Annotated in this window: 21 protein-coding genes; 10 read left to right on the top strand and 11 right to left on the bottom strand. The window is 57.8% G+C overall.

Features of this window, described 5'->3' with window-relative positions; translation table 11 throughout:
- Positions 1-133: 133 nt before the first annotated feature.
- Together ATO67_RS16040 and ATO67_RS16035 are read left to right on the top strand one after the other, a co-directional pair.
- Positions 134-886 carry a TlyA family RNA methyltransferase gene (locus tag ATO67_RS16040; protein ID WP_067651961.1) on the top strand — a complete coding sequence of 251 codons (753 nt, stop codon included), beginning with the start codon at positions 134-136 and terminating at the stop codon, positions 884-886.
- Entirely contained in the window at positions 883-2,133 is a 1,251-nt protein-coding gene (locus tag ATO67_RS16035; RefSeq protein WP_067651474.1) for a class I SAM-dependent RNA methyltransferase, read from the top strand. The genes ATO67_RS16040 and ATO67_RS16035 overlap by 4 nt, the downstream gene beginning before the upstream one ends.
- A gap of 4 nt (positions 2,134-2,137) precedes the next feature.
- On the opposite strand, the gene ATO67_RS16030 is transcribed toward ATO67_RS16035, so the two are convergent.
- The 3 genes from ATO67_RS16030 to ATO67_RS16020 all read right to left on the bottom strand — a co-directional run bounded on the left by ATO67_RS16030 (position 2,138) and on the right by ATO67_RS16020 (position 5,103).
- Positions 2,138-2,458 carry a hypothetical protein gene (locus tag ATO67_RS16030; RefSeq protein ID WP_067651472.1) on the bottom strand — a complete coding sequence of 107 codons (321 nt, stop codon included), beginning with the start codon at positions 2,456-2,458 and terminating at the stop codon, positions 2,138-2,140.
- Between the two features lie 92 nt (positions 2,459-2,550).
- Positions 2,551-3,309 carry a crotonase/enoyl-CoA hydratase family protein gene (locus ATO67_RS16025; protein WP_067651466.1) on the bottom strand — a complete coding sequence of 253 codons (759 nt, stop codon included), beginning with the start codon at positions 3,307-3,309 and terminating at the stop codon, positions 2,551-2,553.
- A gap of 9 nt (positions 3,310-3,318) precedes the next feature.
- Positions 3,319-5,103: an acyl-CoA dehydrogenase gene (locus ATO67_RS16020; protein WP_067651465.1), complete on the bottom strand. Its 1,785-nt coding sequence runs from the start codon at positions 5,101-5,103 to the stop codon at positions 3,319-3,321.
- A gap of 203 nt (positions 5,104-5,306) precedes the next feature.
- Here ATO67_RS16020 and ATO67_RS16015 point away from each other — a divergent pair, with 203 nt between their 5' ends.
- Entirely contained in the window at positions 5,307-6,302 is a 996-nt protein-coding gene (locus tag ATO67_RS16015; RefSeq protein ID WP_067651463.1) for a transporter, read from the top strand.
- 60 nt (positions 6,303-6,362) lie between these two features.
- Here the strand turns inward: ATO67_RS16015 and ATO67_RS16010 are convergent, their stop codons facing one another.
- The 4 genes from ATO67_RS16010 to ATO67_RS15995 all read right to left on the bottom strand — a co-directional run bounded on the left by ATO67_RS16010 (position 6,363) and on the right by ATO67_RS15995 (position 10,045).
- Entirely contained in the window at positions 6,363-6,857 is a 495-nt protein-coding gene (locus ATO67_RS16010) for a BA14K family protein (protein ID WP_067651460.1), read from the bottom strand.
- Between the two features lie 225 nt (positions 6,858-7,082).
- A complete protein-coding gene (locus ATO67_RS16005; protein WP_067651458.1) occupies positions 7,083-7,559 on the bottom strand; it encodes a BA14K family protein in 477 nt (158 codons plus the stop codon).
- A 156-nt stretch (positions 7,560-7,715) separates the two neighbouring features.
- Positions 7,716-8,789, bottom strand: a complete 1,074-nt coding sequence (locus ATO67_RS16000) for an FAD-binding oxidoreductase (RefSeq protein WP_173645946.1) — start codon at positions 8,787-8,789, stop codon at positions 7,716-7,718.
- 11 nt (positions 8,790-8,800) lie between these two features.
- The gene (locus tag ATO67_RS15995) at positions 8,801-10,045 is read right to left on the bottom strand and encodes an aromatic ring-hydroxylating oxygenase subunit alpha (RefSeq protein ID WP_067651954.1); all 1,245 of its coding nucleotides are present in this window, start codon (positions 10,043-10,045) and stop codon (positions 8,801-8,803) included.
- Positions 10,046-10,366: 321 nt separating this feature from the next.
- Between ATO67_RS15995 and ATO67_RS15990 the strand changes: the two genes are divergently transcribed.
- From ATO67_RS15990 to ATO67_RS15975, 4 genes are all read left to right on the top strand, one after another.
- On the top strand, positions 10,367-10,975 hold the full coding sequence (locus ATO67_RS15990) for a DUF6656 family protein (RefSeq protein ID WP_067651456.1): 609 nt from the start codon (positions 10,367-10,369) through the stop codon (positions 10,973-10,975).
- Positions 10,976-11,077: 102 nt separating this feature from the next.
- Complete coding sequence (locus ATO67_RS15985) at positions 11,078-12,055, top strand: L-threonylcarbamoyladenylate synthase (RefSeq protein WP_067651453.1); 978 nt, start codon at positions 11,078-11,080, stop codon at positions 12,053-12,055.
- Positions 12,056-12,076: 21 nt separating this feature from the next.
- On the top strand, positions 12,077-13,507 hold the full coding sequence (locus ATO67_RS15980; RefSeq protein ID WP_067651449.1) for an FAD-binding oxidoreductase: 1,431 nt from the start codon (positions 12,077-12,079) through the stop codon (positions 13,505-13,507).
- Between the two features lie 441 nt (positions 13,508-13,948).
- Positions 13,949-14,515 carry a DUF6101 family protein gene (locus tag ATO67_RS15975; RefSeq protein WP_067651951.1) on the top strand — a complete coding sequence of 189 codons (567 nt, stop codon included), beginning with the start codon at positions 13,949-13,951 and terminating at the stop codon, positions 14,513-14,515.
- 63 nt (positions 14,516-14,578) lie between these two features.
- Here the strand turns inward: ATO67_RS15975 and ubiA are convergent, their stop codons facing one another.
- The 3 genes from ubiA to ATO67_RS15960 form a co-directional block, all read right to left on the bottom strand.
- Positions 14,579-15,532: a 4-hydroxybenzoate octaprenyltransferase gene (gene ubiA / locus ATO67_RS15970; RefSeq protein WP_067651444.1), complete on the bottom strand. Its 954-nt coding sequence runs from the start codon at positions 15,530-15,532 to the stop codon at positions 14,579-14,581.
- Between the two features lie 67 nt (positions 15,533-15,599).
- Entirely contained in the window at positions 15,600-16,856 is a 1,257-nt protein-coding gene (locus ATO67_RS15965) for a cyclopropane fatty acid synthase (protein ID WP_067651441.1), read from the bottom strand.
- Positions 16,857-17,010: 154 nt separating this feature from the next.
- Positions 17,011-19,323, bottom strand: a complete 2,313-nt coding sequence (locus tag ATO67_RS15960; RefSeq protein ID WP_067651438.1) for a Tex family protein — start codon at positions 19,321-19,323, stop codon at positions 17,011-17,013.
- A gap of 171 nt (positions 19,324-19,494) precedes the next feature.
- Here ATO67_RS15960 and purD point away from each other — a divergent pair, with 171 nt between their 5' ends.
- The 3 genes from purD (at position 19,495) to ATO67_RS15945 (ending at position 23,328) form a co-directional block, all read left to right on the top strand.
- Positions 19,495-20,769: a phosphoribosylamine--glycine ligase gene (purD, locus tag ATO67_RS15955; RefSeq protein WP_067651434.1), complete on the top strand. Its 1,275-nt coding sequence runs from the start codon at positions 19,495-19,497 to the stop codon at positions 20,767-20,769.
- Between the two features lie 104 nt (positions 20,770-20,873).
- The gene (locus ATO67_RS23890; RefSeq protein WP_067651431.1) at positions 20,874-21,323 is read left to right on the top strand and encodes a plant virulence effector HPE1-like domain-containing protein; all 450 of its coding nucleotides are present in this window, start codon (positions 20,874-20,876) and stop codon (positions 21,321-21,323) included.
- A 172-nt stretch (positions 21,324-21,495) separates the two neighbouring features.
- Complete coding sequence (locus ATO67_RS15945; protein WP_067651428.1) at positions 21,496-23,328, top strand: methyl-accepting chemotaxis protein; 1,833 nt, start codon at positions 21,496-21,498, stop codon at positions 23,326-23,328.
- A 90-nt stretch (positions 23,329-23,418) separates the two neighbouring features.
- Here the strand turns inward: ATO67_RS15945 and glyS are convergent, their stop codons facing one another.
- Positions 23,419-25,725, bottom strand: coding sequence for a glycine--tRNA ligase subunit beta (gene glyS / locus ATO67_RS15940; protein WP_067651425.1), 2,307 nt, complete (start codon positions 25,723-25,725; stop codon positions 23,419-23,421).
- Between the last annotated feature and the right edge of the window lie 175 nt (positions 25,726-25,900).

The following is a 25,900-nucleotide window of genomic DNA, read 5'->3' as shown; positions in this document are numbered from 1 at the left end:
GTTTATTTTCGCTTAAACGCGCGGAATGACCATAATGGATACACGTCGCTGAAATCACCGTTCATGCTCCACTCACGGGAGCAGCCTTACAAAACGCTTGCTTTCCGGGCTTTTGACAGTCATTGACACGGCCATGTCTAATTCATCTGAAAATCACCGGCTGGACCAGCTTCTGGTATCACGCGGCCTGTTCGCCAGCCGCTCCCGTGCGCGCGACGCTGTTGCGCGCGGCACCGTGCGCGTCAACGGCAAGGTCGTCACCAAACCCAGTCTGACATTTCCCGGAAATGTCGTCTTCGAGGTCAGCGATCCCGCGCAGGATTATGTCTCGCGCGCAGCCTTGAAGCTGGTTGCGGCGCTCGACCATTTTCAGGTTGACCCACGCAATCGCGAATGTCTGGACGTCGGCGCCTCGACGGGCGGCTTCACCGAAGTATTGCTGAAACGCGGCGCGTCCCACGTCACTTCCATTGATGTCGGCCATGGCCAGATTCACCCTCGCATCGAAAACGACAGGCGCGTCACCAGCATCGAAGGTTTCAACGCACGCTTTCTGACCAGCGACGATATCGACAATCGCCCGATCAGCTTCATCGTATCCGATGTGTCGTTCATCTCGCTCAAGCTGGCGCTGGCACCTGCCCTGCAACTGGCAGAGCCAAACGCACTGGCCGTATTGCTGGTAAAGCCACAATTCGAGGCTGGGCGGGACGCCATCAGCAAGGCAGGTCTCCTCAAGGAACCGGAAACTGCACCTGCGGTTGCCGCAGAGCTTGAGCGCTGGCTGGTGGAAGACATGGGCTGGATCAGCCTCGGCCTCATCCCCTCGCCGATCGCGGGCGGTGACGGAAACGAAGAGTTTCTTCTCGGAGGCCGGAAGCCATGACCGCCCAAACCGTCAAGATACAAAGCCTCGGGGCGCAGGGCGACGGCATCGTGCACTCTGCCGATGGTCCTGTCTTCGTGCCGTTCGCTTTGCCCGGAGAGACCGTGGCGATTGCCCGTGTCAAGGACCAGGGCACCATCATGTCGATTGCTGACCCGGCACCGGAGCGGCGCGCGCCAGCCTGCCGTCACTTCGGCCCGGATGGAAAGAACGGCACGTGCGGCAGTTGTTCGTTGCAGCACTTTGCCGATGAGCCCTATCACGTCTTTAAGCGCAGCCTTGTGGTTTCAGCACTAAAGTCCAAGGGACTGGATGTGGAAGTCGGCGCACTCGTGCAATGTCGTCCCGGCGAAAGACGCCGTGTCATCTTCACCGCCCGCAAGACCGAAAAAGGCCTGTTGCTGGGCTTCAGCCAGGCCAACAGCCATCACATCGTGGCTATCGAGGAATGTCCCGTCACGACCGATGGTATCGTATCCCGTCTGGATGCGATCCGCGCCATCGCTACGCCACTCGCCGCCAATGCCGAGCCGTTTCGTATCACCGTCATGGAGACGCTGTCCGGGCTTGATATTTCTTTCGAGGGCATAAAGTCTGCCGGTGACAAACAGAGACGGTCGGTTACGGAAATCGTGCTGTCGATGCGCGGTATCGCCCGCGTTTCACTCGCAGGTGAAATCCTGATCGAGCCGCAGAAACCTGTCATCGAATTTGACGGCGTCAATATCTCGCCGCCATCGGGCGGTTTTGCGCAGGCCACCAAGCAGGCCGAAGATGCCATGGCTGATCTGGTGCTGGGCCATGTTGGAAAATCAAAACGCATTGCGGACCTGTTCAGTGGGTCCGGGACATTTGCGCTGCGACTTGCACGCCTTGGTAAAGTGCATGCGGTGGAAACCGAAGAAAAAGCGCTGAAGGCGCTTGATCTGGCGGCCCGCAACACGCAGGGGCTCAAACCCGTCACCATTGAAAAGCGCGACCTTTTCCGCCACGCACTGACCGTCAAGGACCTCAAGAACTACGACGCCGTAGTCTTCGATCCGCCACGTGCGGGTGCCGAAGCCCAGTGCAAGGAGCTTGCTCGCAGCTCGGTCAAGAAGATCGTTGCCGTCAGCTGCAATCCGCTGTCACTGGCACGTGATCTCTCCATTCTGGTCGAGGGCGGCTACCGCATTACCAGTGTGACACCTATCGACCAGTTTTTATGGTCGCCGCATGTCGAAGCTGTCGCGACCTTGGAGAAGTAAGGCCTTACCAGGCCGTATCAATGTTGCCATTACCAACCACGCCGTTGCAGCGGCAGCGTCCGCCGACGCGGCCCTGCTGCACGGGGCAGACGTAAGGACGCGAGCGGTTGGCGCTTTCCGGCGGCGTTACCACGCAGACGAAGCGCGGGTGGCGACGGTCGGAATTGTTGTTTCGGTTCGACGGCCCAGCCTGGCTGTTGAAATTCTGCACCTCGATGACATCGCTTTGCGCTGGCTGCGACATCTGAGGCGGCTGGAAGCTTGCTGCTTCCGCGAAGCTAGCGAAAGACATGAGGGCAAGCGTTGTGAAAACGAGGTTGCGCATGGCGGCGGCTTTCTACGAGATGGACATTATTCGAGGGAATAACCGCCATCTCTTCCGGTTCCGTAAAGACTGCCAGTTTTCTTCAGCGACGCTTAACGGCGCATGAACGCCTCAAAGGCCGCCCTCGCCTCGGCACTTTGCAACTGCGCTGCAAAATGCACGATCTCCGCGTCGATCCGCGCCCGCACATCCGCACCGTCACCCCGCAGCAGATCACGGGCGATCTTCAGCGCTTGTGGCGGCTTTGCTGCCAGCGAAGCAGCAATCTTCAAGGTTTCCGCCTCGACGTCAGCTTCGGGAACCACCTTCCAGATCAGACCGGCCTGAAGCGCCTGTTCGGCAGAAAACCCTTCGCCCGCGGCCAGAAGCGCAAAGGCACGCTGGTGGCCCATAATGCGCGGCACGAGAAGGCTGGAGGCAGCTTCCGGCACCAGCGCCAGATCAACGAAGGGTGTCTTGAACAGACTGCGGCTCGACGCGACGGTCAAGTCGCAATGCAGGTTGAGTGTCGTGCCGATGCCAATGGCCAAGCCATCGACACCTGAGACGATGGGTTTGCCGACGCTGACCAGTGCGTGCAGGAAATCCCCCGCTGCCAACCGTCCCTTTCCACCGGACATGGCAAAAGCCATGAAATCGGCCATGTCGTTGCCCGCTGAAAAGCAGCCGTTGGAGCCAAGAAAGGCGACAACACGGATATCATCATCCGCATCTGCCGCTTGCAATGCCTCGATCATGGTGCGGTACATCGCATCCGTGATGGCGTTCTTCTTATCCGGGCGGTTGAATCGGATGACCTGCACGCCGGGTGCGGCTTGCGGACGTTCAACGAGAATATGGTCGGCAGACATGGGAACTCCTCAACCCAGCACGGCGCGGGCCGCTTCAAGGCTCGCAGCGCCGGAAATCACACGATCCTTCAGGGCAGAGGTTTCTGCTAGAAGGTTTTCGGCGGTAAAGCGGCATAGGGCCGTGCGGTTTGCCCCCTGCCCGTCGTCAACAGATGCCAGAGCACCCTTGGCGAGATAGGCACCCGTTAGCGCCAGTCCAAACAGTCGCTGGTACGGCGTAGCACCGGCAAGTGCTGCTGATGTTTCGCCCTTTGCCAGGGCATCCAGCAGCCATTCGGTTGCCTCTTCGAGATCGATGATGCTCCGGTCAAGATAGCGCGCGGTTTCGCCAAGCTCCGGTGTATTCGACGCTCTCACTGCCTCGGCCTGCTCTTTTAGCTCGGCAATGAAGCCGCGTACCTGCGCGCCCTCGGAGAGCGGCAGCTTGCGGGTGACGAGGTCGATGGCCTGAATGCCGTTCGTGCCTTCGTAGATCGGCGCGATACGGGCGTCGCGCAGGTAGCGAGCCGCACCGGTTTCCTCGATGAAGCCCATGCCGCCGTGAACCTGAATGCCAAGCGAGGCAACATCCACACCGGCATCAGTGGAAAAGGACTTGGCAATGGGAGTCAAAAGGGCCGCACGCTCCTGCCAGAACCTAGCCTTGGCGGGATCGCTTGTCGCGTGGCTCATGTCGATGGCATGGGCGCAAGAGAAGGAAATGGCGCGAGACCCCTGCGTCAGCGCCTTCATCGTCAAAAGCGTTCTGGCAATATCGGGATGCTCGATAATCGGGCTCATACCGGTCGCCTTGGCGCCCGGCGCCTTGCCCTGCGTGCGCTCCTTGGCATAGGCAATTGCCTTTTGCGTCGCCGCTTCGCAGATCGCGACACCCTGCATGCCAACGGCCAGACGCGCATTATTCATCATCGTGAACATGCAGGCGAGGCCTTTGTTTTCCTCGCCGACAATCCAGCCGATGGCACCCTTTTCGGCACCATAACGGCCATCTCCGAAAATCATCGTGCAGGTAGGAGATCCGTGGATGCCGAGCTTGTGCTCAAGCGCGTGGCAGAACAGATCGTTACGTTCACCGGGATTACCGGCCGCATCGGGCAAAAATTTCGGGACAAGAAACAGCGAGATGCCGCGTGTGCCGGCAGGCGCATCCGGCAGGCGTGCCAGCACCAGATGAATGATGTTTTCGGCCGCGTCGTGCTCGCCCCAGGTGATGTAAATCTTCTGGCCGAAAATCCGGTAGCTGCCATCACCGACGCGCTCGGCCCGTGACTTCAACGCGGCAAGGTCCGATCCAGCCTGCGGTTCGGTCAGGTTCATCGTGCCGGTCCAGACGCCGGACACCAGCTTTTCGAGATAGGCGGCCTTGAGGTTTCCGCTGCCATGAGCGGCTATGGCTTCTACCGCACCCATCGTCAGTGTCGGGCAGAGCGCAAAGGCCATGGAGCCGGAGTTCCACATTTCCAGTGCTGCGACATTCAACAGATGTGGCAGCGCCTGTCCGCCGAACTCTTCCGGTGCGGTCAGGCCGTTCCAGCCGCCTTCGGCCCAGCGGCGATAAAGGTCAGCCCAGCCATCGGGTGTGCGCACCGCGCCATCCACCATCTTGGAGCCTTGTTTGTCACCGATATCGCCCAGCGGTGCGACCTCATCGGTGGCAAAACGACCGGCTTCATGGAGAATGGCATCGACGGTGTCTTCATCAAGCTCACCAAACGCTCCCTGGTCGAGCGCGGATTTCAGACCCGCCACATGTTTCAGCGTAAAAGCAATATCGTCTACCGGTGCGATATACATCCTGCCTCCTCCCGAAGCGTCAGCTTGCAATGCGATTACCTTCGGGGCTAATTGATTTTTACGTAAACGTCAATTTGAAAAATCCCGTGGCCGGATCAGCTGACTGTGATCAAACTGTCATAAAACTCTGGTCTGCATAGACTGTCGCATAAGCGGAGCCTTGCGCCGCTCCCCATCGCGATTGCCGTTTCAGGATCACGCCCATGGATATCCCTTTTCCCGCCATACCCGGTCTCGTCTGGGCCTATCGTTTCCGTCCAGCCACCGGGCCTTGCACCCGCCTATCCCCGGATGTGAAGCTTAGCGAGCTGGAGGCTGAAGACGGTTTTTTCTGGCTGCATCTCAATCTGGCAGACACGCGCGTCACAGGTTTTCTGGAGGCGATGCCGGGCCTTGACGAGAGTGTAAAGGCTAGCCTAACGACGCATGAAACCCACCCGTCCATCGTCGTGGATGATGGCGCGATCTATGGAACGCTGGTGGATTTCCAGCGCGAGTTCGATAAAGAGACACGTGATATTGGCTGGCTGCATTTTGCTCTCACCGAACGCTATATCATCACCACCCGGCTACAGCCGCTGCGCTCCGTGGACAGACTGCGGGCGGCGATCGACAAAAACCCCAAGCGGTTTTCCACGCCCTCTCACGTTTTCGAAGGCATGGTCGCCGAGTTTCAACGAAGCCTGATTGCACTCGTGATGGAAACCACCGAAGAACTCAACGCCATCGAAGATATCGTCTATGACAGCACCCCGCGCGACGAGCGCCGCAGGTTGGCGCCCGTACGGCGCACCGTCGTGCGCCTGCATCGGCATCTGCGCACGGTTTTGACATTGATGCGAAGGGTATCCGCAGCCGATGAAGAAGATATGCCAGCCGGTTTCGAAGACGTTGCAACGCGCCTGACGGGGCGGCTGGAAGCCGTCGATCACGACGTCTATGCACTTCAGGACCGCGCACGCCTGCTGCATGAGGAAGTCGATTCCAAATTGTCTTCAGAGACGAACCGCCACCTCTACATTTTGTCGCTGATGACGGCGTTTCTGTTGCCGCCAACGCTGGTCACGGGCTTTTTCGGAATGAACACCGGAGCCCTTCCCTTCACCGAAGGCACGAGCGGTACGACCTATGCGGCTAGCTTCATCGTCGCATCAATCCTTTTTGCATGGGTCGTGTTGCGCCGCGCCGGTATTCTCTAGACGCAAAAACGCCGCCCGGATGGAGCCGGACGGCGTTTGTCGTTTCAACCTGTCAATCGATCAGCCGTAAGGCGAATAGCAAGTCTGACGTGGGCCATTATAAGGCTGGAACGTGTTGCTATAGGCATCGTAAGAGCGATAACGACCGAAGCACCAGTTGACGTGGCTCTGGCTCACGCCGACGCGTGGCGCTGCACGATAGACCGGACGTGGACGATATTCCGGCACCGGACGGTAGACTTCACGCGGCTGAGACAGCGCTCCGCCGATGATGGCGCCAGCACCGAATGCTGCGAGCGGGAACCAGTAACCATTGTGGTGGCGATAGCCAGGGCGGTAGTCGCGATAGCCACGATGGCCTCTGTAGTAACCGCCGCCGTAATCTCGCCTATAACCGCGATCACGCCAGTACTGAACATTCACGACACCACTATCAGCCTTGTCGACAACAGGCGGAGCGACATTGATCGGCATTGCCTGTGCTGGCACGAACGAGCCCGCAGCGATCAACGCCGAGAAGCCTGCAGCCCAAACGGTCTTTACATAATTTTGCATCTGATTTCCTCCATCCACGACCGGTTACTCTGCCGGCGCATTGTGAATAACGATGTTCTTCTTTCGGTATTCCAACCCACGAAATGCGAGCTTTTTATATATTACTCAGATTATAAATTGTTAGCTGAACCCAGCATTAACAGTACGTTCACAGTCACTTGATGGGCTCTCAATAAATAAAACAGGAAAAGCCCGACACTCGCCGGGCTCTTCTGAAATCACTGATTAGTTGGTAATGCACTGTCTGCGCGGACCATTGTTTGGCTGATATGTGTTGTCAGACGCGCGGTACGAACGGTAACGGCTTGCACATGCCTGCTGATGACTGCTGCCGTAAGCCGGACGGCCCTGCGACATTGCACCGCCGATAATTGCACCGGTCGCAAAAGCTGCGAGCGGGAACCACATGCCATTGTGCTGGCGATAGCCGGGGCGACGGTCACGGTAGCCGCGGTGACCATTGTAATAGCCCTGACGGTACGATGGGCGGCGGAAATCACGGTCGCGGTTGCGGAAATTGCGATCGCGGTAGATACGACGCTGCCCGTCGTACTGCACCTGCACGACATTATCCGTTGTCGTCGTTGTTGACTGAATAGGCTTTACCATAGGAACTGGGGCCTGGAATGCCTGAGACGGCGTAAAGCTCGTCAAAAGCATGATAAAGGCTGTCGCAACACTGGTCTTGCGCAAATTCAACATGGATTTCCTCCGTTATGATACTACGCGTCGAGACCGCGCTTTGATGGTCAACTAACGAGAAAACTCGATATTGGTTCCATTGTAGCGTCCCATGCCTTTTTTGACGTACAAAAGACACCTCAACGGTTAGAATCTGCGAAATGGAGCCAAGTATAATCAGGCTTCTACTTGCACGTCTGTCAAAGGTCGCGAGCAGCAGGCGAGGATGTAACCTTCCTCGATATCTTCATCGAGAATGCCGCCATTGTGGTTCATTTCCACTTCGCCGGATATTTTCAGCACGCGGCATGTTCCGCATATGCCAGATTCGCAAGCAGCACCGATACGAACGCCTGCGGCACGAGCCGTCATCAGGATCGTTTGTCCCGGCTGACATGGCACATCCTTGCCTGACAGTGTAAAGCCGATTTTTGCCAATACTTCGCCGTCGTCAGGCAAATCGCTTTCGCCAACCACTACTGGCGCTGCCGGAGAAAAACTCTCCTGATGGTAGCGGTCCATATCGAAGCCAGAGGCTTCCAGCATTGATTGGATCGCGGCCATAAACGGCCCCGGCCCGCAACAAAAAACGGTGCGATCCATGAAGTCATGCGACAGCAGCGCGATCTTGGCTTTGTCCACCATGCCCTTCAGCCCAGACCAGAGATCGGTACGGCCGCAATTCTCGACGATGAAACCGAGCGACAGGTTGGGCATGAAGCGGGCGAGATATTCCAGCTCGTGCCGGAAGACGATATCGGAGGGCGAACGCGAGCAGTTGATGAAAGAAATATCGCTCTGCGGTGCGCGGTCGCTCATATCACGCACCATCGACATCATTGGCGTAACGCCGGAACCCGCCGAGATGAACAGATATTTGTCGCCGGGATGACGCACATAGGAGAAATCTCCAAGCGGTCCCAGCGCCCGGATTTTCATGCCCGGCTTGAGGTTATCGAACATCCAGCGTGTACCGACGCTTGTGGCCTGCGCCTTCACAGTCACCGCCACCGCATAGGGACGCGACGGAGTGGATGACAGCGTGTAGGTGCGAAACAACGGCTCCGGCCCCACCGGCAATTCCAGCGTCACAAACTGGCCCGGCAGATAGCGAAACCAGTTGGTGCCTTCCGAGCGAAACAGGAATGTCATCACGTCAGGCGTTTCGGGCGTGACTGAAATGCATTCCAGCATGTGAAGCTTGTCGCTCCACGGCTTCATCTCATCGATATGCTTGTATGTCGTCTTCATGTTCATTGCCGTCATGCGACAGCCGAGAGTTTTTGCTTGTCGCCTGAGAGACGGCCGATCATGAAATCGGAATACCAGTTCACGAACTGCATGACACCACCCTCGTCTTCCATCGAATAGGGGCCGGGCTCATAGGCAGGCGAGCGGATACCGAAGGCATTTTCCTCGACAATCCGTCGATCCTGATCATTGGTCTCGTTCCAGACATGGGTCAGGTCTTCGAGATTGTAATCGACGCCCTCCACCGCATCCTTGTGCACCAACCATTTCGTCGTGACCTGCGTTTCCTGCGGCCCAAGTGGCAGCACCCGGAAGGAAATGAGGTGGTCGCCGAGGAAGTGGTTCCAGGTCGTGGGGTAATGGAACAGAAGTAGCGCACCGATGTGGTCGATGGCCACATCATCGGAGAGTGGACGACGCACGGCACGCTTGCCTGACATCGTATAGCTTTCGGCCTCTCCAATCAGCGGCATGCGTGCCACTCGGAACTGACCCATTGGATCGATCTTGAAACGGCTGGGTAGACCCGCCGCTTCACAGCGCGCCCAATGACCACCGATTTCAGGATCACTAGCCCCGCCATCGGTACCCGTCACGCTGGGGTTTTCAGGATAGGTGCGGCAGAGCTCCGGGTGGTTGGCGGCGCAGTGATAGCATTCGCGGTTGTTTTCCCAGACGAGCTTCCAGTTACCCTTTTCGATAATTGTGCTTTCGTGGGCGACCTTGGCCTCCCATATGCGGTGCGGTGCCATATAGGCTTCGACTTCGGCGCGCATCGGCGCGAAATCCAGCGGCTGTTCTGCAAGACAAATAAAGACGTAACCGGCCACGGATTCGCAAGCGATTGGCTTCAGACTGAAATTGGCCTTGTCGAAATCATCGCCCATGTGGCGGGCGAACAGAAGCTTGCCATCCAGATCATAGGTCCACTGGTGATAAGGACAGACCAGGCGGGCCGACTGCCCCTTCTGGCTGTTGCAGACGCGCGACCCGCGATGACGGCAGGAGTTGTGAAACGCACGAATGGCGCCATCCTTGCCGCGAACGATGACGACAGCATAGTCGCCGATCTGCACGGTGAGATAATTGCCAGCCTTCGGAACTTCGCAATCATGGGCAACGAAAAGCCAGTCGCGATACCAGATATTTTCCATATCAAGCTGGAAATACTCCTGATCCACGTAGAAAGGCTGCTCCAAAGTGAAGCCTTCACGGCGGTTTTTCAGTTGGCGCAATACGGTTTCACGCAAATCCATGGCCATGTCCTCGAAAAGTCGCGGTCCGCCTTCAAGCATATGCCGCGTTACATTGAATTATCTAATCATTCGCGATGATCTTCAGCACCACATACAGCGACATCGGCTTCCGCATTGGCGACAAATTGCGACATGGCAATTAAATGCTAGAACAAGTAATTTCGTTTCGAAAACAGCAGCTTATTCGTCGTTTCCCGGGGAAATCCGTCGCAATATGACACAAACGCCGTCCTCGCAGTTGTTAACACTCACAACCATGCAACAAGAAAATCTTAACCCCCTTCCCGTAAAAATATGTGGACCGGCAAAAGGAGCTCTCCGATGGAGAAGGGAACGCAGATTCGTTACTTCGATGCGAATGCCCGTATCGCGGCGCCTTCACGCTCGAAAACTGCCCACTCCGATTTTCTGCGCACCGGTAAAATAGCGCGCTATGAAGAAAAGTGGGTTCCCCGAGAGCCACGCTATCTGACGCATGATCAAGTCGCGGAAATAACCGGTCGCAAGTTGCAAACCGCCGGTGAAATGACCCATTCGCGACTGAATTCGTTTCACAGCTCCATCCGTTTTCCACAAATGGTGTTTCACCGCACTATCGAAGCAAGCCCGCATCTGGGCTATTGCCACGTGACAGCGTCGCGCACCAGTTTCGACATGCAAAAGCAGGTCAACTGGTCGTTTTATTTCGCCAATTTCTTTTCGGAACTATGTGGCGACGAACAGTTCTTCGAAAACATTGATCCCCGCCATTCGCGCATGTATTTCGCCGTCGCCATGGATATGGCAGCCGACAAAACTGTGAAGATCGACAAGACCATGCACCGGGATGGCCTGCTTTTTCGTACGCATGATCCGAAGATTGCGCTCAAGAACGTCCTGATGCTGGGCACTCGCTCCAACGAAATGCGCAAGTTCATCAGCACCCTGTAAAGCCATACTGCAAACGGCTTTCCAATCGAGCTGAAAACCTCTAAAGCATGCCGCGCGAAAGGGTGACGCTTCAGGCGGCACGCCTGAAAGGCTCAAGCATCCATGGCGCGTCATATTCACATCGAACAAGACAGGGAAACGGCACTTCGCGAGGCCGTTCAGGTTCTGTCGTCCGGTTATCCCGTCGCCATTCCAACCGAGACGGTTTACGGCCTTGCCGCAGATGCGACCAACCCTTCTGCCATAACGCGTATTTATGAAACCAAGGGCCGCCCGCAGTTCAACCCGCTGATCTGCCATATGGCCAGCATCGTGATGGCGGAAGATCACGCGATCTTCGATCCTGTTTCGCGAAAGCTGGCGGAAACATTCTGGCCCGGACCGCTTACTCTCATTCTACCCCTGAAGCCCGACAGCCCGATCCATTCACTGGCAACGGCCGGTCTCGATACTGTCGGAATCCGTATTCCCGAAGGTTTCGCCAGCGATCTGATCGCCACCTTCGGCAAACCGTTGGCAGCGCCCAGCGCTAACAGTTCCGGCAAGATCAGCTCCACCAGTGCCGCCCATGTGGAGGCCGATCTGGGTGAGAAAATCGGCCTTATCCTGGATGGGGGCGCGGCACATGTCGGTGTGGAATCCACTATTATCAAGGTTGAAAAAGATGGCTCCGTCCGACTGTTGCGGCCGGGCGGCCTCGTTGCTGAAGATATAGAGCATGTGATCGGCATCAAACTTATTCGCCCGGAAAAGGCGTCCGCTACCATCGAGGCTCCCGGCATGATGGCGTCCCATTACGCGCCTGGTGCGGCGGTGCGACTGAACGCGGTCTCCGTCGAAAATGGCGAAGCGCTGATCCGCTTCGGAGGGCAACCCGTCGCCAATGAACACAATGCCGCAATCATTCTTGATCTCAGCGCCAGTGGCGATATGGCAGAAGCGGCAACCAATCTTTTCGATCACCTCAAGACTGCCGATGCCAGCGGTGCGGATAGCATCGCCATCACGCCCATTCCTAATACCGGGCTGGGCGAGGCCATCAACGACCGGCTCTCACGTGCTGCCGCACCGCGCAGCTGATAATATCATTACGAGGACTTCATGCCGATGACCATTTTGCCTGACGAATTGATCCAGCGTTTCGTGTCCATCGTCGGAGACAAGAACGCCGTGCGAGATCAGGCCGATTTAGCTCCTCATCTGGTGGAGAATCGCGGCCTTTATAAAGGTGCCTCGCCGCTTTTGTTGAAACCGGCCTCGACGGAAGAGGTCGCCGCCATCATGAAAATCGCCAGCGAAACCGGCACGGCCATCGTGCCGCAGACGGGCAACACCGGCCTTGTGGGCGGGCAGACGCCACGCAGCGATGCAAGCGATGTCATTCTGTCTCTGGAACGCATGAGCCGCGTTCGCGACATCGATCCCGTTGCCAATGTCATCGTTGTGGACGGTGGCTGCATTCTCGATACGGTCCATCAGGCGGCGGAGAAAGTGGAGCGAATGTTTCCGCTGTCGCTGGGATCGCAAGGCTCCTGCCGTATCGGCGGAAACCTCGCCACCAATGCTGGCGGCACAGCCGTTCTGGCCTACGGCAATATGCGTCAACTGTGCCTCGGGCTCGAGGTCGTTTTGCCAACGGGCGAAATCTGGAACGGCCTTCGCCGTCTCAAGAAAGACAATACGGGTTATGATCTGCGCGATCTGTTCATCGGTTCCGAAGGCACACTCGGTATCATCACCGGCGCAGTGCTAAAACTGTTTCCCAAGCCTAAAGGACATCAGGTTGCCTTTGCCGGGCTCAACTCGCCAGCAGACGCTTTGACGCTGTTCGACCGTGCCTCGACGCTCTGCGGCGCGGCGCTGACCGGCTTCGAGCTGATGCCGCGCATCGGCATAGAATTCACCGCAAAGCACATTCCCGGCGTCCGCGACCCCTTGGAAACACCACATCCGTGGTATGCGCTGATCGACATCTCCACATCCGACAAAGCAGAGACGGCGCAGACCATGATCGAGACCCTGCTGGAGCAAGGCTTCGAGGCTGGCATCGTGCAGGACGCGGTCATCGCATCCTCTGAAGCGCAGCGTCAGGCGCTATGGCACATGCGCGAAAGCATGTCGGATGCGCAAAAGCCGGAAGGCGGCTCCATCAAGCATGATGTGTCCGTGCCGGTTTCGAAAATCCCGGACTTCATGGCCGAAGCGGAGGCAGGCGTCCTGCAGGCCATCCCCGGTGCGCGCATCTGCGCCTTTGGTCATCTGGGCGATGGCAATATCCATTATAACATCTCCCAGCCGGTTGGTGCCGACAAGGCGGAGTTCATTGCCCGCTGGCGCGAGATCAACCACATCGTTCACGGCATCGTACTGTCGCATGGCGGCTCGATCTCCGCCGAGCACGGGATTGGTCAGTTAAAGCGTGACGAGCTTGCCGATATCCGCCCCGGTATCGAAATGGAACTGATGCGCCGAATCAAGACAGCCTTTGACCCCGCGGGCGTGATGAACCCGGGCAAGGTTGTTAAAATTTAGGGCGAGTTTATCGCTTCAGCCCCAGGAAAGAGCGCCCGGCATCACCTGCAGGCGCTCAAGTCGCTGTTCTTTTTTGGGCTACGCGCACGTCATCCCCATCCATTTTTGGCTTTCCCACCTTTGACGATTGTCGAAAGCGATTTTCTCTGTGCTAGCTGTTTTCAAGGCGATGCGCGTGGGGACGGCAAACACGCATTCTCCTGATGGCAGGAACCAAAAATCTTATGTCGGCACAAGGGCTTGCGAATAGGCTGCCGTGCCAATTCAGGAATTCGAAACCCTATCGGTCTGCGTTTTGCTAACCATTTGGGAATGCAAAGTTTTCTTAACCTCGATTTTTAAGCTGTCACGAAGATGCCGCCGCTATCTTCTCCCTATCAGAGGACGAAAAGTCCCGGACGAGGCCATGAAACGGCTCTCAGGTAAAACAAGGATAGCATGATGACCAACACTGTTCTGAAGCCCGAATGGGCAGGCGCGACACTCCGGCTCGACCCGACACGGTTCCCGCAGCAGATCACCTACGGCAAGGACAAGGGTTCAGCCGATGTGGCTATCACGCTCGACGAGCGCGGCGCGGTTCTTCGCAAGGTTCTTCATTCCAGCGGTCTTCCGCTGTCCTTTGCCCTTCCGGCCCGCGCCTTCAAGGGTGTTGCCGCCCGCGCCATCGACCATGGTGATGGACAGGTCACCGTGACGCTCGAACTTCACCACGACGATCCGGATCTCTGCATTCCGCTGCTGGTGGCGCACGACCTGTGCGACATCGCTGCCGATTGGCGCAGCTGGTCGGAAAAGTATCGCATTCCCATGCTGATGGTGGAAGCCGATGGCATCGCCCGTCCGCTGGAAGATCATCTTGGCCATATCAGCACAAAGGCCACCCGCCCGCGCCGCCGCCACTCCTATTTCGCAGACCGCCGCCCGCGTTTCCTCGTCCGCCGCAGCACCGGTTCGCTGGGCATGACGATGCGCATTCAGGGCAAGGAAATCATAGCCCGCAGCTGATCCACCATGCTGCGGATGAATGGAAAACCCGGCGCGTCGAAAGACGCAGCCGGGTTTTTCGTATCAGCGAATAAGCAAGGGCAATAGCAGGCCAGCGAAGATCAGCACGCCGACGCGATTGTTGGATTTGAACAGAGCAAGACACTGCTCGACATTGTTGATATCCAGCACCGTCACCTGCCGGAACAGCAAAAATGCCGCGATGGCGAGGCCGAGGTAGCCAGGCCAGTTAACGCCCGCCGTCAGGAATGCCAGAAAGATAAAGGCGAGCGCTGAGCTATAAAGCCCGCTCAGCCAGCCGTGTGTCTTATCGCCGAACAACAGCGCGGTCGAACCGATACCGGCCGCCGTGTCGTCTTCCCTGTCCTGATGGGCGTAGATTGTGTCATAACCGATCGTCCAGGTAATAGCGCCGACATAAAGCAACACCGGCGAAATCGACAGTGACCCGAATTGACCCGCCCAACCCATCAACGCGCCCCACGAAAAGGCGAGACCCAGAAAAAACTGCGGCCAGTTGGTGAAGCGCTTGGCGAAGGGATAGATCACCACGAAGATCAGCGATGACAGGCCAACGACAATGGCAAAACCGTTGAAACACAACAGCACCAGCAGCCCGACCAGCGCTTGAATGACGATGAAAATCTTCGCCTGTTTGCGACTGACGCGACCGGATGGCAGAGGACGCGAGCGAGTTCTTGCCACCGCCATGTCGATCTTGTGATCGACCAGATCATTATAGGTGCAGCCCGCGCCGCGCATGGCGACCGAACCGGCAAAAAACAGGAAGAGATGAAAGAGCAAGGTGCCCCAGGAGAATGTGCCGAGATGCATCGCTGCATTGGCTGCCATCGCCGCTGACCAGAAGCACGGCCACATCAGCAACTCCCAGCCGATGGGGCGATCCCAGCGGGCCAGTTGCGCATAGGGCCAAAGCGTCCTCGGCAAAATCCGATAGACCCAATTGTTGGATGGCGCGTCGGAAACGCGGCCGGAAAGATCGCCTTGGTCAACCATGCCAGCGTTCTACGCTCGGCGTTTACGAAGCGTCAAGCAAAACACCTCGGCACAGCACCCTACTCTCTCAAAACAGGACTTTTTCCAACGGTGGCCGTGTTTTTTCGAATTCCAGCAATCGTTCTTCGTTCCTTGCGATGTAGTCGCGATTATCCGGCACCACATCGGCGCGTTTTGCCAGCTGTATCTGAAAAATATAGAAGTTCTCATGCGTGAAAGCCATTTCCGAACCAGCGAGGTAAAACTCCCACATGCGGAAGAAACGCTCGTCGTAGATCGCAACGGCCTCTGCCTTGTTGGCGACGAAACGCTCTCGCCATTTACGCAGCGTATGGGCGTAATGCATCGGCAGTATCTCGATATCGCGCACCAGCAGGCCGGATTTCTCCACTGCGGGCAAAACCTCCGCGAGCGACGGAATGTACCCGCCAGGGAAAATATATTTTTCAATAAAAGGATTGGTGGCGAGCGCCGGATAAGGCTGGCCGATGGAATGCATCAACATCACGCCGTTATCGTCCAGCAACTCCGCCGCCTTGGTGAAATATTCGCGGTAATGCGTGGGGCCGACATGTTCGAACATGCCGACCGAAACGATGCGGTCATATTTGCTGGAAGCTGGCAGATAACGGTAATCCTGCAATTCGAAGCGCAGCTTGCCCGCCAGCCCGCGCTTCTCCGCCCGGTCACGCGAGACACGCAACTGCTCTTCGCTCAGCGTAATGCCTGTGACGTCAACATCCGAGCTTTCGGCCAGATACATGGCCATGCCGCCCCAGCCGGAGCCGATTTCAAGGATGCGCTGCCCTGGCTGCGGCATCAACTTCGCCGCGATGTGCCGCTTCTTCGCGACCTGCGCTTCGTAAAGGCTGATGCCCGGCGGATTGAAATAGGCGCAGGAATATTGCCAATCCTCGTCCAGAAACAGATCGAACAGCTTGGCACTCAGATCGTAATGGTGAGCGACATTATCCTTGTTGTGGTTGACCGGCAGATGCATTTTGATACGCGACGCAATGATGCGCGCCATGCCCCGCCAGACCATGCCGAAGGTCAAAGCTTCACTCAACGTATTGCTTTTGATCAGCGCCAGAAAGTCATAGATGTCGCCTTCAACGACAACCATGCGGCCTTCCATGAACATTTCCGCCAGCTTCAGCGCGGGATCGGCGGCAATCTCATCCATCGCCGCATCATCTGTGAAGTTTAGAGCGACCTTTTTACCGGTGCCGTCACCATAGACATGCAGCCCGCCCGGGCCGGTCACGACAAGATTGCCGGTTTTGACTATTTTTCCAAGAAGAGCATGCAAAGACGAGGCCATTTTACCCCCAACAAGCTAAGTCTCACTTATCAATCGGAGTAAAGCTACCGCTTTCAGTCAAAGTTTCAAGCGGCTCTACTTTCAAATAAATTGAACGACTTCATGCCGCAGCAGTGTCTCCCCTCAAGAGGGAGGCACTGCTTTCAATCTTGGATCAGCGTTTTTTCATGGCCTCTGCCAAAGCTGCCGCCAATGCACCGCCGGGTTGCGCTGTTTCGGTGCGCGTCTGGGGTTTGGCACTGGCGTGGCGCATGGCATTGGCGTTGCCCTTTTCGCGCATCGGCTGGGGGGCAACCTCGCCGCCATCCTTGCGCATGGTGAGGCCGATGCGTTTGCGCTTCACGTCGACTTCCACCACGCGCACCTTTACCACGTCACCGGCTTTGACCACCTCGTGCGGGTCCTTGATGAAGCGGTCTGCAAGCTGCGAGACGTGGACAAGGCCATCCTGATGCACGCCGATATCCACGAAAGCGCCGAAGGCGGCAACGTTGGTGACTGTGCCTTCCAGCAACATACCGGGTTTCAGGTCGGTGATTTCATCGACGCCATCGGCAAATGTCGCGGTCTTAAAGCTCGGGCGTGGGTCGCGGCCCGGCTTTTCCAGTTCGGCAATAATGTCTTTCACGGTCGGCAGGCCGAACTGCTCATCGATGAATTGTTTCGGGTCCAGCGATTTCAGCGCAGCACTATCGCCCATGACAGAGCGCAGATCGCGACCGCAGGCAGCGACGATCTTTTTGGCAACGCCGTAAGCTTCGGGATGAACAGAGGACGAATCCAGCGGCTCCTTACCGTTGGGAATGCGCAAAAAGCCTGCGCATTGTTCAAATGTGCGCTGCCCCAAGCGCGGCACTTTCAGCAGTTCCTTGCGGCTTGCGAACGGTCCAGTCTGGTCGCGATGCAGCACGATGGCGTCCGCAATCGATGCGCCAAGGCCGGAAACCCGCGACAGAAGCGGAGCGGATGCCGTGTTGAGATCGACACCCACCGCGTTCACCGCGTCTTCCACGACAGCATCCAGCGAGCGAGACAGCTTGCCCTGATCGACATCGTGCTGGTATTGGCCGACGCCGATGGACTTCGGCTCAATCTTCACCAGTTCCGCAAGCGGGTCTTGCAGACGACGGGCGATGGAAACCGCGCCACGCAAGGTTACGTCGAGATTGGGGAACTCTGCAGCAGCACTCGCTGAAGCGGAATAGATCGACGCTCCCGCTTCCGACACGATGACCTTCGTGGGCTTTGCGCCGGTCAGTTGCCCCAGCATGTCTGCCACCAGTCGTTCCGTTTCGCGGCTCCCGGTGCCGTTGCCGATGGAAATCAGCTCGACATTGTGTTTCTTGATGAGGCTTGCAAGCTCTGCCTGCGTGCCGCGAATGTCGTTTTTCGGCGGGAAGGGATAGACCGTGGTCGTTTCCAGCAATTTGCCGGTGCCATCGATGATCGCCACCTTGACGCCGGTGCGAATGCCGGGATCGAGACCCATGGTGGCGCGGGAACCGGCAGGTGCCGCCAACAGCAGATCCTTGAGGTTGCGAGCAAAGACGTGGATTGCCTCTTCTTCCGAACGCTCACGCAATTCGCGCATCAGATCGAGCGACAGCGACATGGAGAGCTTCACGCGCCACGTCCAGCCCGCGACTTCCATCAACCACGCATCCGCCGGACCGCCACTGCGGATATCGAAGGCGTTGGCGATGGTGCGCTGCGCCGGTTTGACCGGTGATGGATCATCCGCATCGACATCGATGGTCAGCGTCAGAACTTCCTCGTTCCAACCACGCAGCATGGCCAAGGCACGGTGGCCCGGCACCGTCGCCCATTTTTCGGAATGGTCGAAATAGTCGGAAAATTTTTCGCCCGCTGCCTGCTTTCCTTCCACCACCTTGGCGCGGAAGGTGGCGTTGCGGCGCATGTAATCGCGCAGACGGCCCAGCAGATCGGCATTCTCAGTCATGGTTTCGGCCACGATATCGCGCGCGCCCTCGAGTGCTGCCTTCACGTCTGCCACCTCGCCCTGCACATAGGACTGCGCCAGCGTCGTCGGATCAGCGCTGCGGTTGTCCCAGATAGCCTGCGCCAGCGGTCCAAGACCGCGCTCGCGGGCAATCTCGGCGCGGGTGCGGCGCTTGGGCTTGTATGGAAGATAGAGGTCTTCCAGTTCCGCTTTCGTCGTGGCCGAGACGATCTTGCGCAGCAGGTCATCGGTCATCTTGCCCTGACCGTTGATGGATTCGGTGATTGAAGCACGACGGGCATTGAGTTCGCGCAGATAGGACAGCCGCTCCGCCAGCGTGCGAAGCTGGGTGTCATCAAGACCACCGGTCACCTCCTTACGGTAGCGGGAGATGAAGGGGACGGTTGCGCCCTCATCCAGCAGCGCAATCGCCGCCGTCACCTGCTCGGCGCGGGCGTTGATTTCGGAAGCGATCAGGGGAGCAAGGCGGGCATTATCTGCGGACATATGGTTCTCTGGCTGTTTTCAAATCTGCCCGAACATAGATGCTGATTATGGCATGACAACAAGAAGCTTCCGCGATTCCACAGAAAAGCATGTGCTGAGCTTGACCTTTCCCGCCCCGGCCCTTAACGCCCCAACAACAAGGTAAACTGCGAGATGACAGGGGTATTGACCATGAAAGTTCTGTTGATCGGTTCCGGCGGGCGCGAACATGCGCTGGCGTGGAAAATCGCCCAGTCCCCTCGCCTCACCCAGCTTTTTGCCGCCCCCGGCAATCCCGGCATTGCAGACCACGCTACGCTTGTGACGCTTGATGTCGAAAACCACGATGCCGTCATTGCCTTCACGAAAGAAAACGCCATCGACTTCGTCATCGTCGGCCCGGAAGCACCGCTGGTGGCAGGTTTGGCGGATGACCTGCATGCAGCTGGCATCGCCACCTTCGGCCCTTCCAAGGCGGCAGCGCAGTTGGAGGGCTCCAAGGGTTTTACCAAGGACCTCTGCGCCCGTTATGACATTCCAACAGGGGCTTACCAACGCTTCAGGTCAGCAGAACCGGCCAAGGCTTATGTCCGCGAACAGGGCGCCCCCATCGTCATCAAGGCGGATGGTCTGGCAGCCGGTAAAGGCGTTACCGTCGCTATGACCGAAGCCGAAGCGCTGTCGGCCATCGACGATTGTTTCGATGGCGCTTTTGGCGCTGCGGGTGCGGAAGTCGTGGTGGAAGCGTTTCTCGATGGTGAGGAAGCGAGCTTCTTCTGCCTTTCCGATGGCAAAACCGCGTTAGCGCTGGCCACCGCGCAGGACCACAAGCGCGTGGGCGATGGCGACACCGGCCCCAACACCGGCGGCATGGGTGCTTACTCCCCTGCCCCGGTCATGACGCCTGATATGGTCGAACGGACGATGAAAGAGATCATCGAGCCGACGATCAAGGGCATGGCCAAGGACGGCAATCCGTTTTCCGGCGTGTTTTTCGCAGGCCTGATGATCACGAAAAAAGGCCCGGAGCTGATCGAATACAATGTCCGCTTCGGTGATCCCGAATGCCAGGTGCTGATGATGCGGCTGAAAAGCGACCTGCTGCCCATCCTCTATGCCACGGCCACCGGCACGCTGGATCAGGTGACGGCGGAGTGGCGTGACGATGCGGCGCTGACCGTCGTTCTGGCCTCCAAGGGCTATCCTGCTTCCTATGAGAAAAACACGCCGATTGCCCATATTCCCGATGCCCGTGAGGACGCCAAGGTGTTTCATGCCGGCACAGCGCTGAAAGACGGTAAGCTGGTCGCCACCGGCGGGCGTGTGCTGAACGTGACTGCCTTCGGCGCAACCGTGACGGAAGCGCAAAGCCGCGCCTATGCCATGGCTGCCGAGGTGAAGTGGGACAATGGCTTCAGCCGCAGCGATATTGGCTGGCAGGCCGTAGCACGCGAAAAAGCAAGGTAAACAAACTGCGGACTTCGCTCAATATTTACCAAAATTACTGACGCTATGGAAAGGAAGTCGCAGTAAAATCGCACCTGTATTCAAGCGACGGAACGGGTGTTTTCATGGGCAGGACTTTGCTGACAGTGGCGATTGTGCTCGCAAGTGGTTCCGCCATGGCCTCATCCATTGATGTTGTCCGAGGAAATCGCACCGGAAACGACAGTATCGTCCCGGTTTCCTGCGCGGCATGCCCGCCGCTTAAAGGAAAAGCAAAGCTGCAACAAACCACCCCATCTTTGGCTGCTGGTACGCAGGACATTTCCATTCGCGAGGTGAATGGGAAAAAACAAATCCAACGCACGGAAGCGTGGCTTGGCGGGTCGCCCGTTACGTTCGTGAGTTCAAACGCCGTATGGCTGCCTCAAGAACCATCGATCCCAAGCACGGCAGAAAACACATTGCCAGGCACTGATGCTGTTAAGACCTCCGCTGTGTCACCGGTAACGCCAAATTCTGATGGACCTCAGAACGAACCACAGCTTGCAGGGGTGCCTCTGCGACCAGCCCTGTGATGCATTTTTTCATTATATTCTTCAACTTTTAAGAGACGTACCGTTTTTTAATAAACACCTGCTAATTTTCCCGAGATGCGATCAAGCATTGGCGGAGCACCGCCTGCTGTCATGCGAGGCATTCCCGGGAGGATGTTGACAGCGGTTAGTTGATGCAGTTCGCAGGTCCTTTATGAAGCGTCTCAAGATTTCCACGCAGCTTGCCCTCCTCGTTGGAGGTCTTGTCCTTGCCTTTTCCATGGCCACATTTTTCCAGATCCGGTCATCGTCCGAAACGATTTATCAGCAGCGTTACGAGATGCTGCGCACCGAGACCGAAACAGCGATTTCCGTTCTGAAACTTTACGATGACAAGGCAAAAGCTGGTCAATTGACGATGGACGAAGCCCGCAAGCAGGCATTCGACCTGTTGGTTTCCCTGCGCTACGAGCCGGACGGCTACTTCTTCGCCTATGACCGCGACATCAACATGTTGTTCCACTACGACACCAAGCGTGTCGGTCAGAATTTCAAGGGCAAGCCAGACCCGACTGGCAATCTCTACCGCGAAAAGCTGGTCGATCTGGCAATGAAGGGCGGCGGACGCGTCGACTTCATGGCCAGCAAACCAGGTGCGGACAAGGACGCATTTTTCCGCAAGACCGCTTATGCGGCCGAGTATAAGCCCTGGGGCGTCATCATCAATACCGGCCTCTATATGGACGACCTTGAAGCCGAAGTGAACAACGCAATCTGGAAGGCGATCAGCATCGGCTTTGGCATTCTCATTTTCGCAATCGCAGCTGCTATCGTCATCATTCGCGGCATCACCAAACCGCTGAGCGAGATTCACAATGCACTCGGCGAAGTGGCCAACGAGAACGTTGCGATGGCTATTCCGCATACCGACATGAGAAACGAAGTCGGCCTGATGGCCAAGGCTACGGAAGCGCTTCAGCACAAGGTGCGCGAGCGCCACGACATGCAGCGCCGCCAGGAAGAGCAACAGAACCAGTTGGACGGCGAACGCCAGACCAATCTCGATATGCAGCGTGACGAGGCAGACCTTCAGGCCCGTGTCGTCGCCACGATCGGTGAAGCGCTGGAAAAGCTGGCGCAGGGCGACCTGACGGTGCGTTGCAGCGATCTTGGCACTCGCTACGCCGATCTGCGCGACAATTTCAACGAGGCGCTTGCGCATCTCGATGCCGCAATGGCCCGTGTCAATTCCAAGGGCATCGATATTGGTGGCTCCAAGGATGAAATCCGCAAGGCTTCCAGCGAGTTGTCGCAACGCACGGAGCGTCAGGCCGCCAATCTGGAAGAGACGTCTGCCGCGCTGGACGAGCTGACCGTTGCCGTACGCCAGACGGCGGACGGCGCTCTTGAGGCGGCAAAGCGCGTCAGTGCGGTCAGCACCGAAGCGACCCGCAGCGACCGTGTGGTGGAAGAAGCCATTGGCGCCATGACCGGCATCGAGCAGTCCTCTGCGGAAATTTCAAAGATCATCGGCGTCATCGATGAAATTGCCTTCCAGACCAACCTTCTGGCGCTGAATGCCGGTGTGGAGGCCGCACGCGCCGGGGAATCCGGCAAGGGCTTTGCCGTGGTGGCCCAGGAAGTACGCGAACTGGCTCAGCGGTCTGCCGCTGCCGCCAAGGAAATCAAGGACCAGATCGCCCGTTCTTCGGGTCAGGTGCAGAACGGGGTTCGTCTGGTTGGCGAGGCAGGCGAAGCGCTGAAGCGCATTTCCGGCCAGATCAAATCGGCAAACGACATCGTCGGCAAGATCGCCCATTCGGCGTCCGAGCAGGACACGACCTTGCGCTCCATCTCGTCGTCGCTGAACCAGCTGGATCTGGCGACACAGCACAATGCGGCGATGGCGGAAGAAACCACGGCATCGGCGGAATCGCTGTCCGTGGATACCGAAGAACTGCTCGACCTCATCCGCACATTCCGCGTCTCCGGCTCCCAGAATGGCAGCCTGCACGGCATGGCACAGCAGATGCGCCGGGCGAGCTAGGCTTCGCTCACATCATCATGGAGTTGAGAACGCCGGGGAGACATCTCCGGCGTTTTTTGTTTGAGGGTGTGTGCGACACCCCCTGTCACTTCATCCGCTGATCTTCGAGAAATCCGCAACCGTTCCCGTGGCTTCGCGGATGGCCTTGAGCAAGGCCAGACGGTTGGCGCGGATGGCGTTGTCTTCGTCATTGACGAGGACGTCTTCGAAGAACTTGTCAACGGGCGCACGAAGGGTGGAGAGCGCCTGCATGGCGGAGCGGAAGTCTTCCGCCTCGACCGCCTTGGCGGCATCGGCAGAGGCGGTCTTGATCGCGGCGTAAAGCGCCTTTTCGGCATCGAGCTTCAGCAGCTCTTCCGAAACGCTGTTCGCCACCACGGTACCCTTCTTTTCTTCCGCAGCCAGAAGCTGGGTGGCGCGCTTGGTGCCAGCCAAAAGGTTGATGCCATCCTGATCCGTCACGAAAGCCGTCAGCGCTTCGACGCGGCGAGCAACCATCAGGAGATCGTCGGATTCGGGCGTGAGCACGGCTTCGATGAGATCGTAGCGCGCGCCGAGATCGCGGAGGTAGACTTTGAGGCGGTCGTGGAAGAAGGAGAGGAGGTCTCGGCTGACAACGCTGCCATCAAGACGAGACAGGTAAGTTCTCTCTATTACTCGCTCTAAAGCCTCAGAATCGCCCGCCGCATCCAAACGTGAGGCCGCTTCAAAATCTGCATCACTTTCGGCATCGCGCATATGGTCTTCAACACGAGTTAGTGCAAACAAAACGATTTCGCGCAGCGAAGCCCGAACATTCCGCTCCAAAATCATCCGCACAACACCCAATGCCGCGCGGCGAAGCGCAAACGGGTCTTTCGAACCTGTCGGCTTTTCGTCGATGGCCCAGAAGCACACTAGGGTGTCGAGCTTGTCGGCGAGTGCGACGGTCAGACCAACCTTATCTTGCGGCAGACGGTCGGAGGGGCCATTGGGCTTCCAATGGTCTTCGATGGCAGCGGCTACGCTTTCGTTTTCGCCTTGAAGTGCCGCATATTTGCGGCCCATCAGGCCCTGCAGTTCGGGGAATTCACCGACGGCCTCGGTGCGCAGATCGGCCTTGGCGAGAACCACGGCGCGGTCCACCAGCGCGACATCGGCACCCGTGACCTGGGCGATCTCGGTAGCCAATGCACGGATGCGCTCCACGCGTTCGCCTTGCGTGCCGAGCTTGGCGTGGAAGGTCACGTTCAGCGCATCGAGCTTGGCCATGCGCTGGTCCAGCGGTTTTTTCAGGTCGAGGTCGAATTTCGCAGCGGAGTCCTTGAGTGTATCAAGGTCCGGCAGATCACCCTGGTCGCGGGTCCAGAAGTGCTTGGCGTCCGACAGGCGGGCGCGTACGACCTTGCCGTTGCCGTGCATGATTTCCTTGCCGCCATCCTTGGCTTCAATGTTGGAAACCAGAATGAAACGGTTCGACAGGCCTTCGGTCGCGCCTTGCGGGCGGGTGACGAAACACTTCTGGTTGGTCTTGATGGTGAGGCGGATGATTTCGGCTGGGATTTCGAGGTAATCTTCCTCGAAGGTGCCGATCAGCACCTGCGGCCATTCCACGAGGCCGCAGACCTCTTCCAGCAGGCCTTCATCTTCGACAAGGTCCAGACCGTTTGCGAAAGCCAGATCCTTGGCGTCATGCAGGATGATGTCCTTGCGGCGCTCGGCATCCAGAATGACCTTGGCCTTTTCCAGATTGGCGGAATAATCCTCGAACCGGCGCACGGTGATGGCCTCTGGCGCGTGGAAGCGGTGGCCATAGGTGATGTTTCCGGCCACAATGCCGTCGATCTCGAAGGGGATGACTTTCGTTTCATCATGTTCGGGACCGAACAGGCAGACGATGGATTGCAGCGGGCGCACCCAGCGCAGGCTTTCAGACCCCTTGCCCTCGATGCCGCCATAGCTCGAACCTTTCGGCATGGAAGCCGGGCCGGAGCGCATGGATTTAGGCCATGCGAAGCCCCTGATGATTCCGGGCATCACCTCTGCAATAATGTCTTCCGCCGCACGACCGGGCTTGTTGACGATGGCGATGTAGAAATCGCCCTTCTTCGGGTCGGAGACGATCTGTGCCTGCGAAATATCGCTGAGGCCTGCGCCGCGCAAAAAGCCTTCGATGGCCTTTTCGTTGGCATCGGTACGTGGGCCTTTCTTCTCTTCGCGCACATCGGCAGAGCGCGCATTGAGGCCGCGAATATCCAAGGTCAGACGGCGCGGCGTCCAGTATTCGCGCGCGCCCTCATAGGTCAGCCCTCGTTCCACCAGCGCATCGGTGACGAGTTTCTTCAGATCACCAGCCGCTTTCCGCTGCATGCGCGCGGGAATTTCTTCGGAGCGGAGTTCAAGCAGAAGATCAGGCATATCTATTTTCCGGTGTCATGGATTTTCGGTTGGCCTCTGCTAGCAAAATTTGAGGCGGATGCACAATGTTAATATCGGTCATAGGGGTGGCTTCCTTGCACGCACGCTTCGCCGTTCACGCGGCAGCGCCTGCCCGTGGCTTGATCTGTTCTCAGTGCCCATAACCATTTGCGGC

Source organism: Agrobacterium bohemicum, assembly GCF_001562555.1.
Taxonomy (GTDB): domain Bacteria; phylum Pseudomonadota; class Alphaproteobacteria; order Rhizobiales; family Rhizobiaceae; genus Agrobacterium; species Agrobacterium bohemicum.
Note: the sequence above shows the minus strand (reverse complement) of the source record. Positions and strands in the feature narration are given on the sequence as shown.

What these genes read in the sequence shown, in the direction of transcription:
- ATO67_RS16040 (WP_067651961.1), top strand. Translation starts at nt 134, where the DNA reads ATGTCTAATTCATCTGAAAATCACCGGCTGGACCAGCTTCTGGTATCA.
- ATO67_RS16035 (WP_067651474.1), top strand. Translation starts at nt 883, where the DNA reads ATGACCGCCCAAACCGTCAAGATACAAAGCCTCGGGGCGCAGGGCGAC.
- ATO67_RS16030 (WP_067651472.1), bottom strand. Translation starts at nt 2,458, where the DNA reads ATGCGCAACCTCGTTTTCACAACGCTTGCCCTCATGTCTTTCGCTAGC.
- ATO67_RS16025 (WP_067651466.1), bottom strand. Translation starts at nt 3,309, where the DNA reads ATGTCTGCCGACCATATTCTCGTTGAACGTCCGCAAGCCGCACCCGGC.
- ATO67_RS16020 (WP_067651465.1), bottom strand. Translation starts at nt 5,103, where the DNA reads ATGTATATCGCACCGGTAGACGATATTGCTTTTACGCTGAAACATGTG.
- ATO67_RS16015 (WP_067651463.1), top strand. Translation starts at nt 5,307, where the DNA reads ATGGATATCCCTTTTCCCGCCATACCCGGTCTCGTCTGGGCCTATCGT.
- ATO67_RS16010 (WP_067651460.1), bottom strand. Translation starts at nt 6,857, where the DNA reads ATGCAAAATTATGTAAAGACCGTTTGGGCTGCAGGCTTCTCGGCGTTG.
- ATO67_RS16005 (WP_067651458.1), bottom strand. Translation starts at nt 7,559, where the DNA reads ATGTTGAATTTGCGCAAGACCAGTGTTGCGACAGCCTTTATCATGCTT.
- ATO67_RS16000 (WP_173645946.1), bottom strand. Translation starts at nt 8,789, where the DNA reads ATGAAGACGACATACAAGCATATCGATGAGATGAAGCCGTGGAGCGAC.
- ATO67_RS15995 (WP_067651954.1), bottom strand. Translation starts at nt 10,045, where the DNA reads ATGGATTTGCGTGAAACCGTATTGCGCCAACTGAAAAACCGCCGTGAA.
- ATO67_RS15990 (WP_067651456.1), top strand. Translation starts at nt 10,367, where the DNA reads ATGGAGAAGGGAACGCAGATTCGTTACTTCGATGCGAATGCCCGTATC.
- ATO67_RS15985 (WP_067651453.1), top strand. Translation starts at nt 11,078, where the DNA reads ATGGCGCGTCATATTCACATCGAACAAGACAGGGAAACGGCACTTCGC.
- ATO67_RS15980 (WP_067651449.1), top strand. Translation starts at nt 12,077, where the DNA reads ATGCCGATGACCATTTTGCCTGACGAATTGATCCAGCGTTTCGTGTCC.
- ATO67_RS15975 (WP_067651951.1), top strand. Translation starts at nt 13,949, where the DNA reads ATGACCAACACTGTTCTGAAGCCCGAATGGGCAGGCGCGACACTCCGG.
- ubiA (WP_067651444.1), bottom strand. Translation starts at nt 15,532, where the DNA reads ATGGTTGACCAAGGCGATCTTTCCGGCCGCGTTTCCGACGCGCCATCC.
- ATO67_RS15965 (WP_067651441.1), bottom strand. Translation starts at nt 16,856, where the DNA reads ATGGCCTCGTCTTTGCATGCTCTTCTTGGAAAAATAGTCAAAACCGGC.
- ATO67_RS15960 (WP_067651438.1), bottom strand. Translation starts at nt 19,323, where the DNA reads ATGTCCGCAGATAATGCCCGCCTTGCTCCCCTGATCGCTTCCGAAATC.
- purD (WP_067651434.1), top strand. Translation starts at nt 19,495, where the DNA reads ATGAAAGTTCTGTTGATCGGTTCCGGCGGGCGCGAACATGCGCTGGCG.
- ATO67_RS23890 (WP_067651431.1), top strand. Translation starts at nt 20,874, where the DNA reads ATGGGCAGGACTTTGCTGACAGTGGCGATTGTGCTCGCAAGTGGTTCC.
- ATO67_RS15945 (WP_067651428.1), top strand. Translation starts at nt 21,496, where the DNA reads ATGAAGCGTCTCAAGATTTCCACGCAGCTTGCCCTCCTCGTTGGAGGT.
- glyS (WP_067651425.1), bottom strand. Translation starts at nt 25,725, where the DNA reads ATGCCTGATCTTCTGCTTGAACTCCGCTCCGAAGAAATTCCCGCGCGC.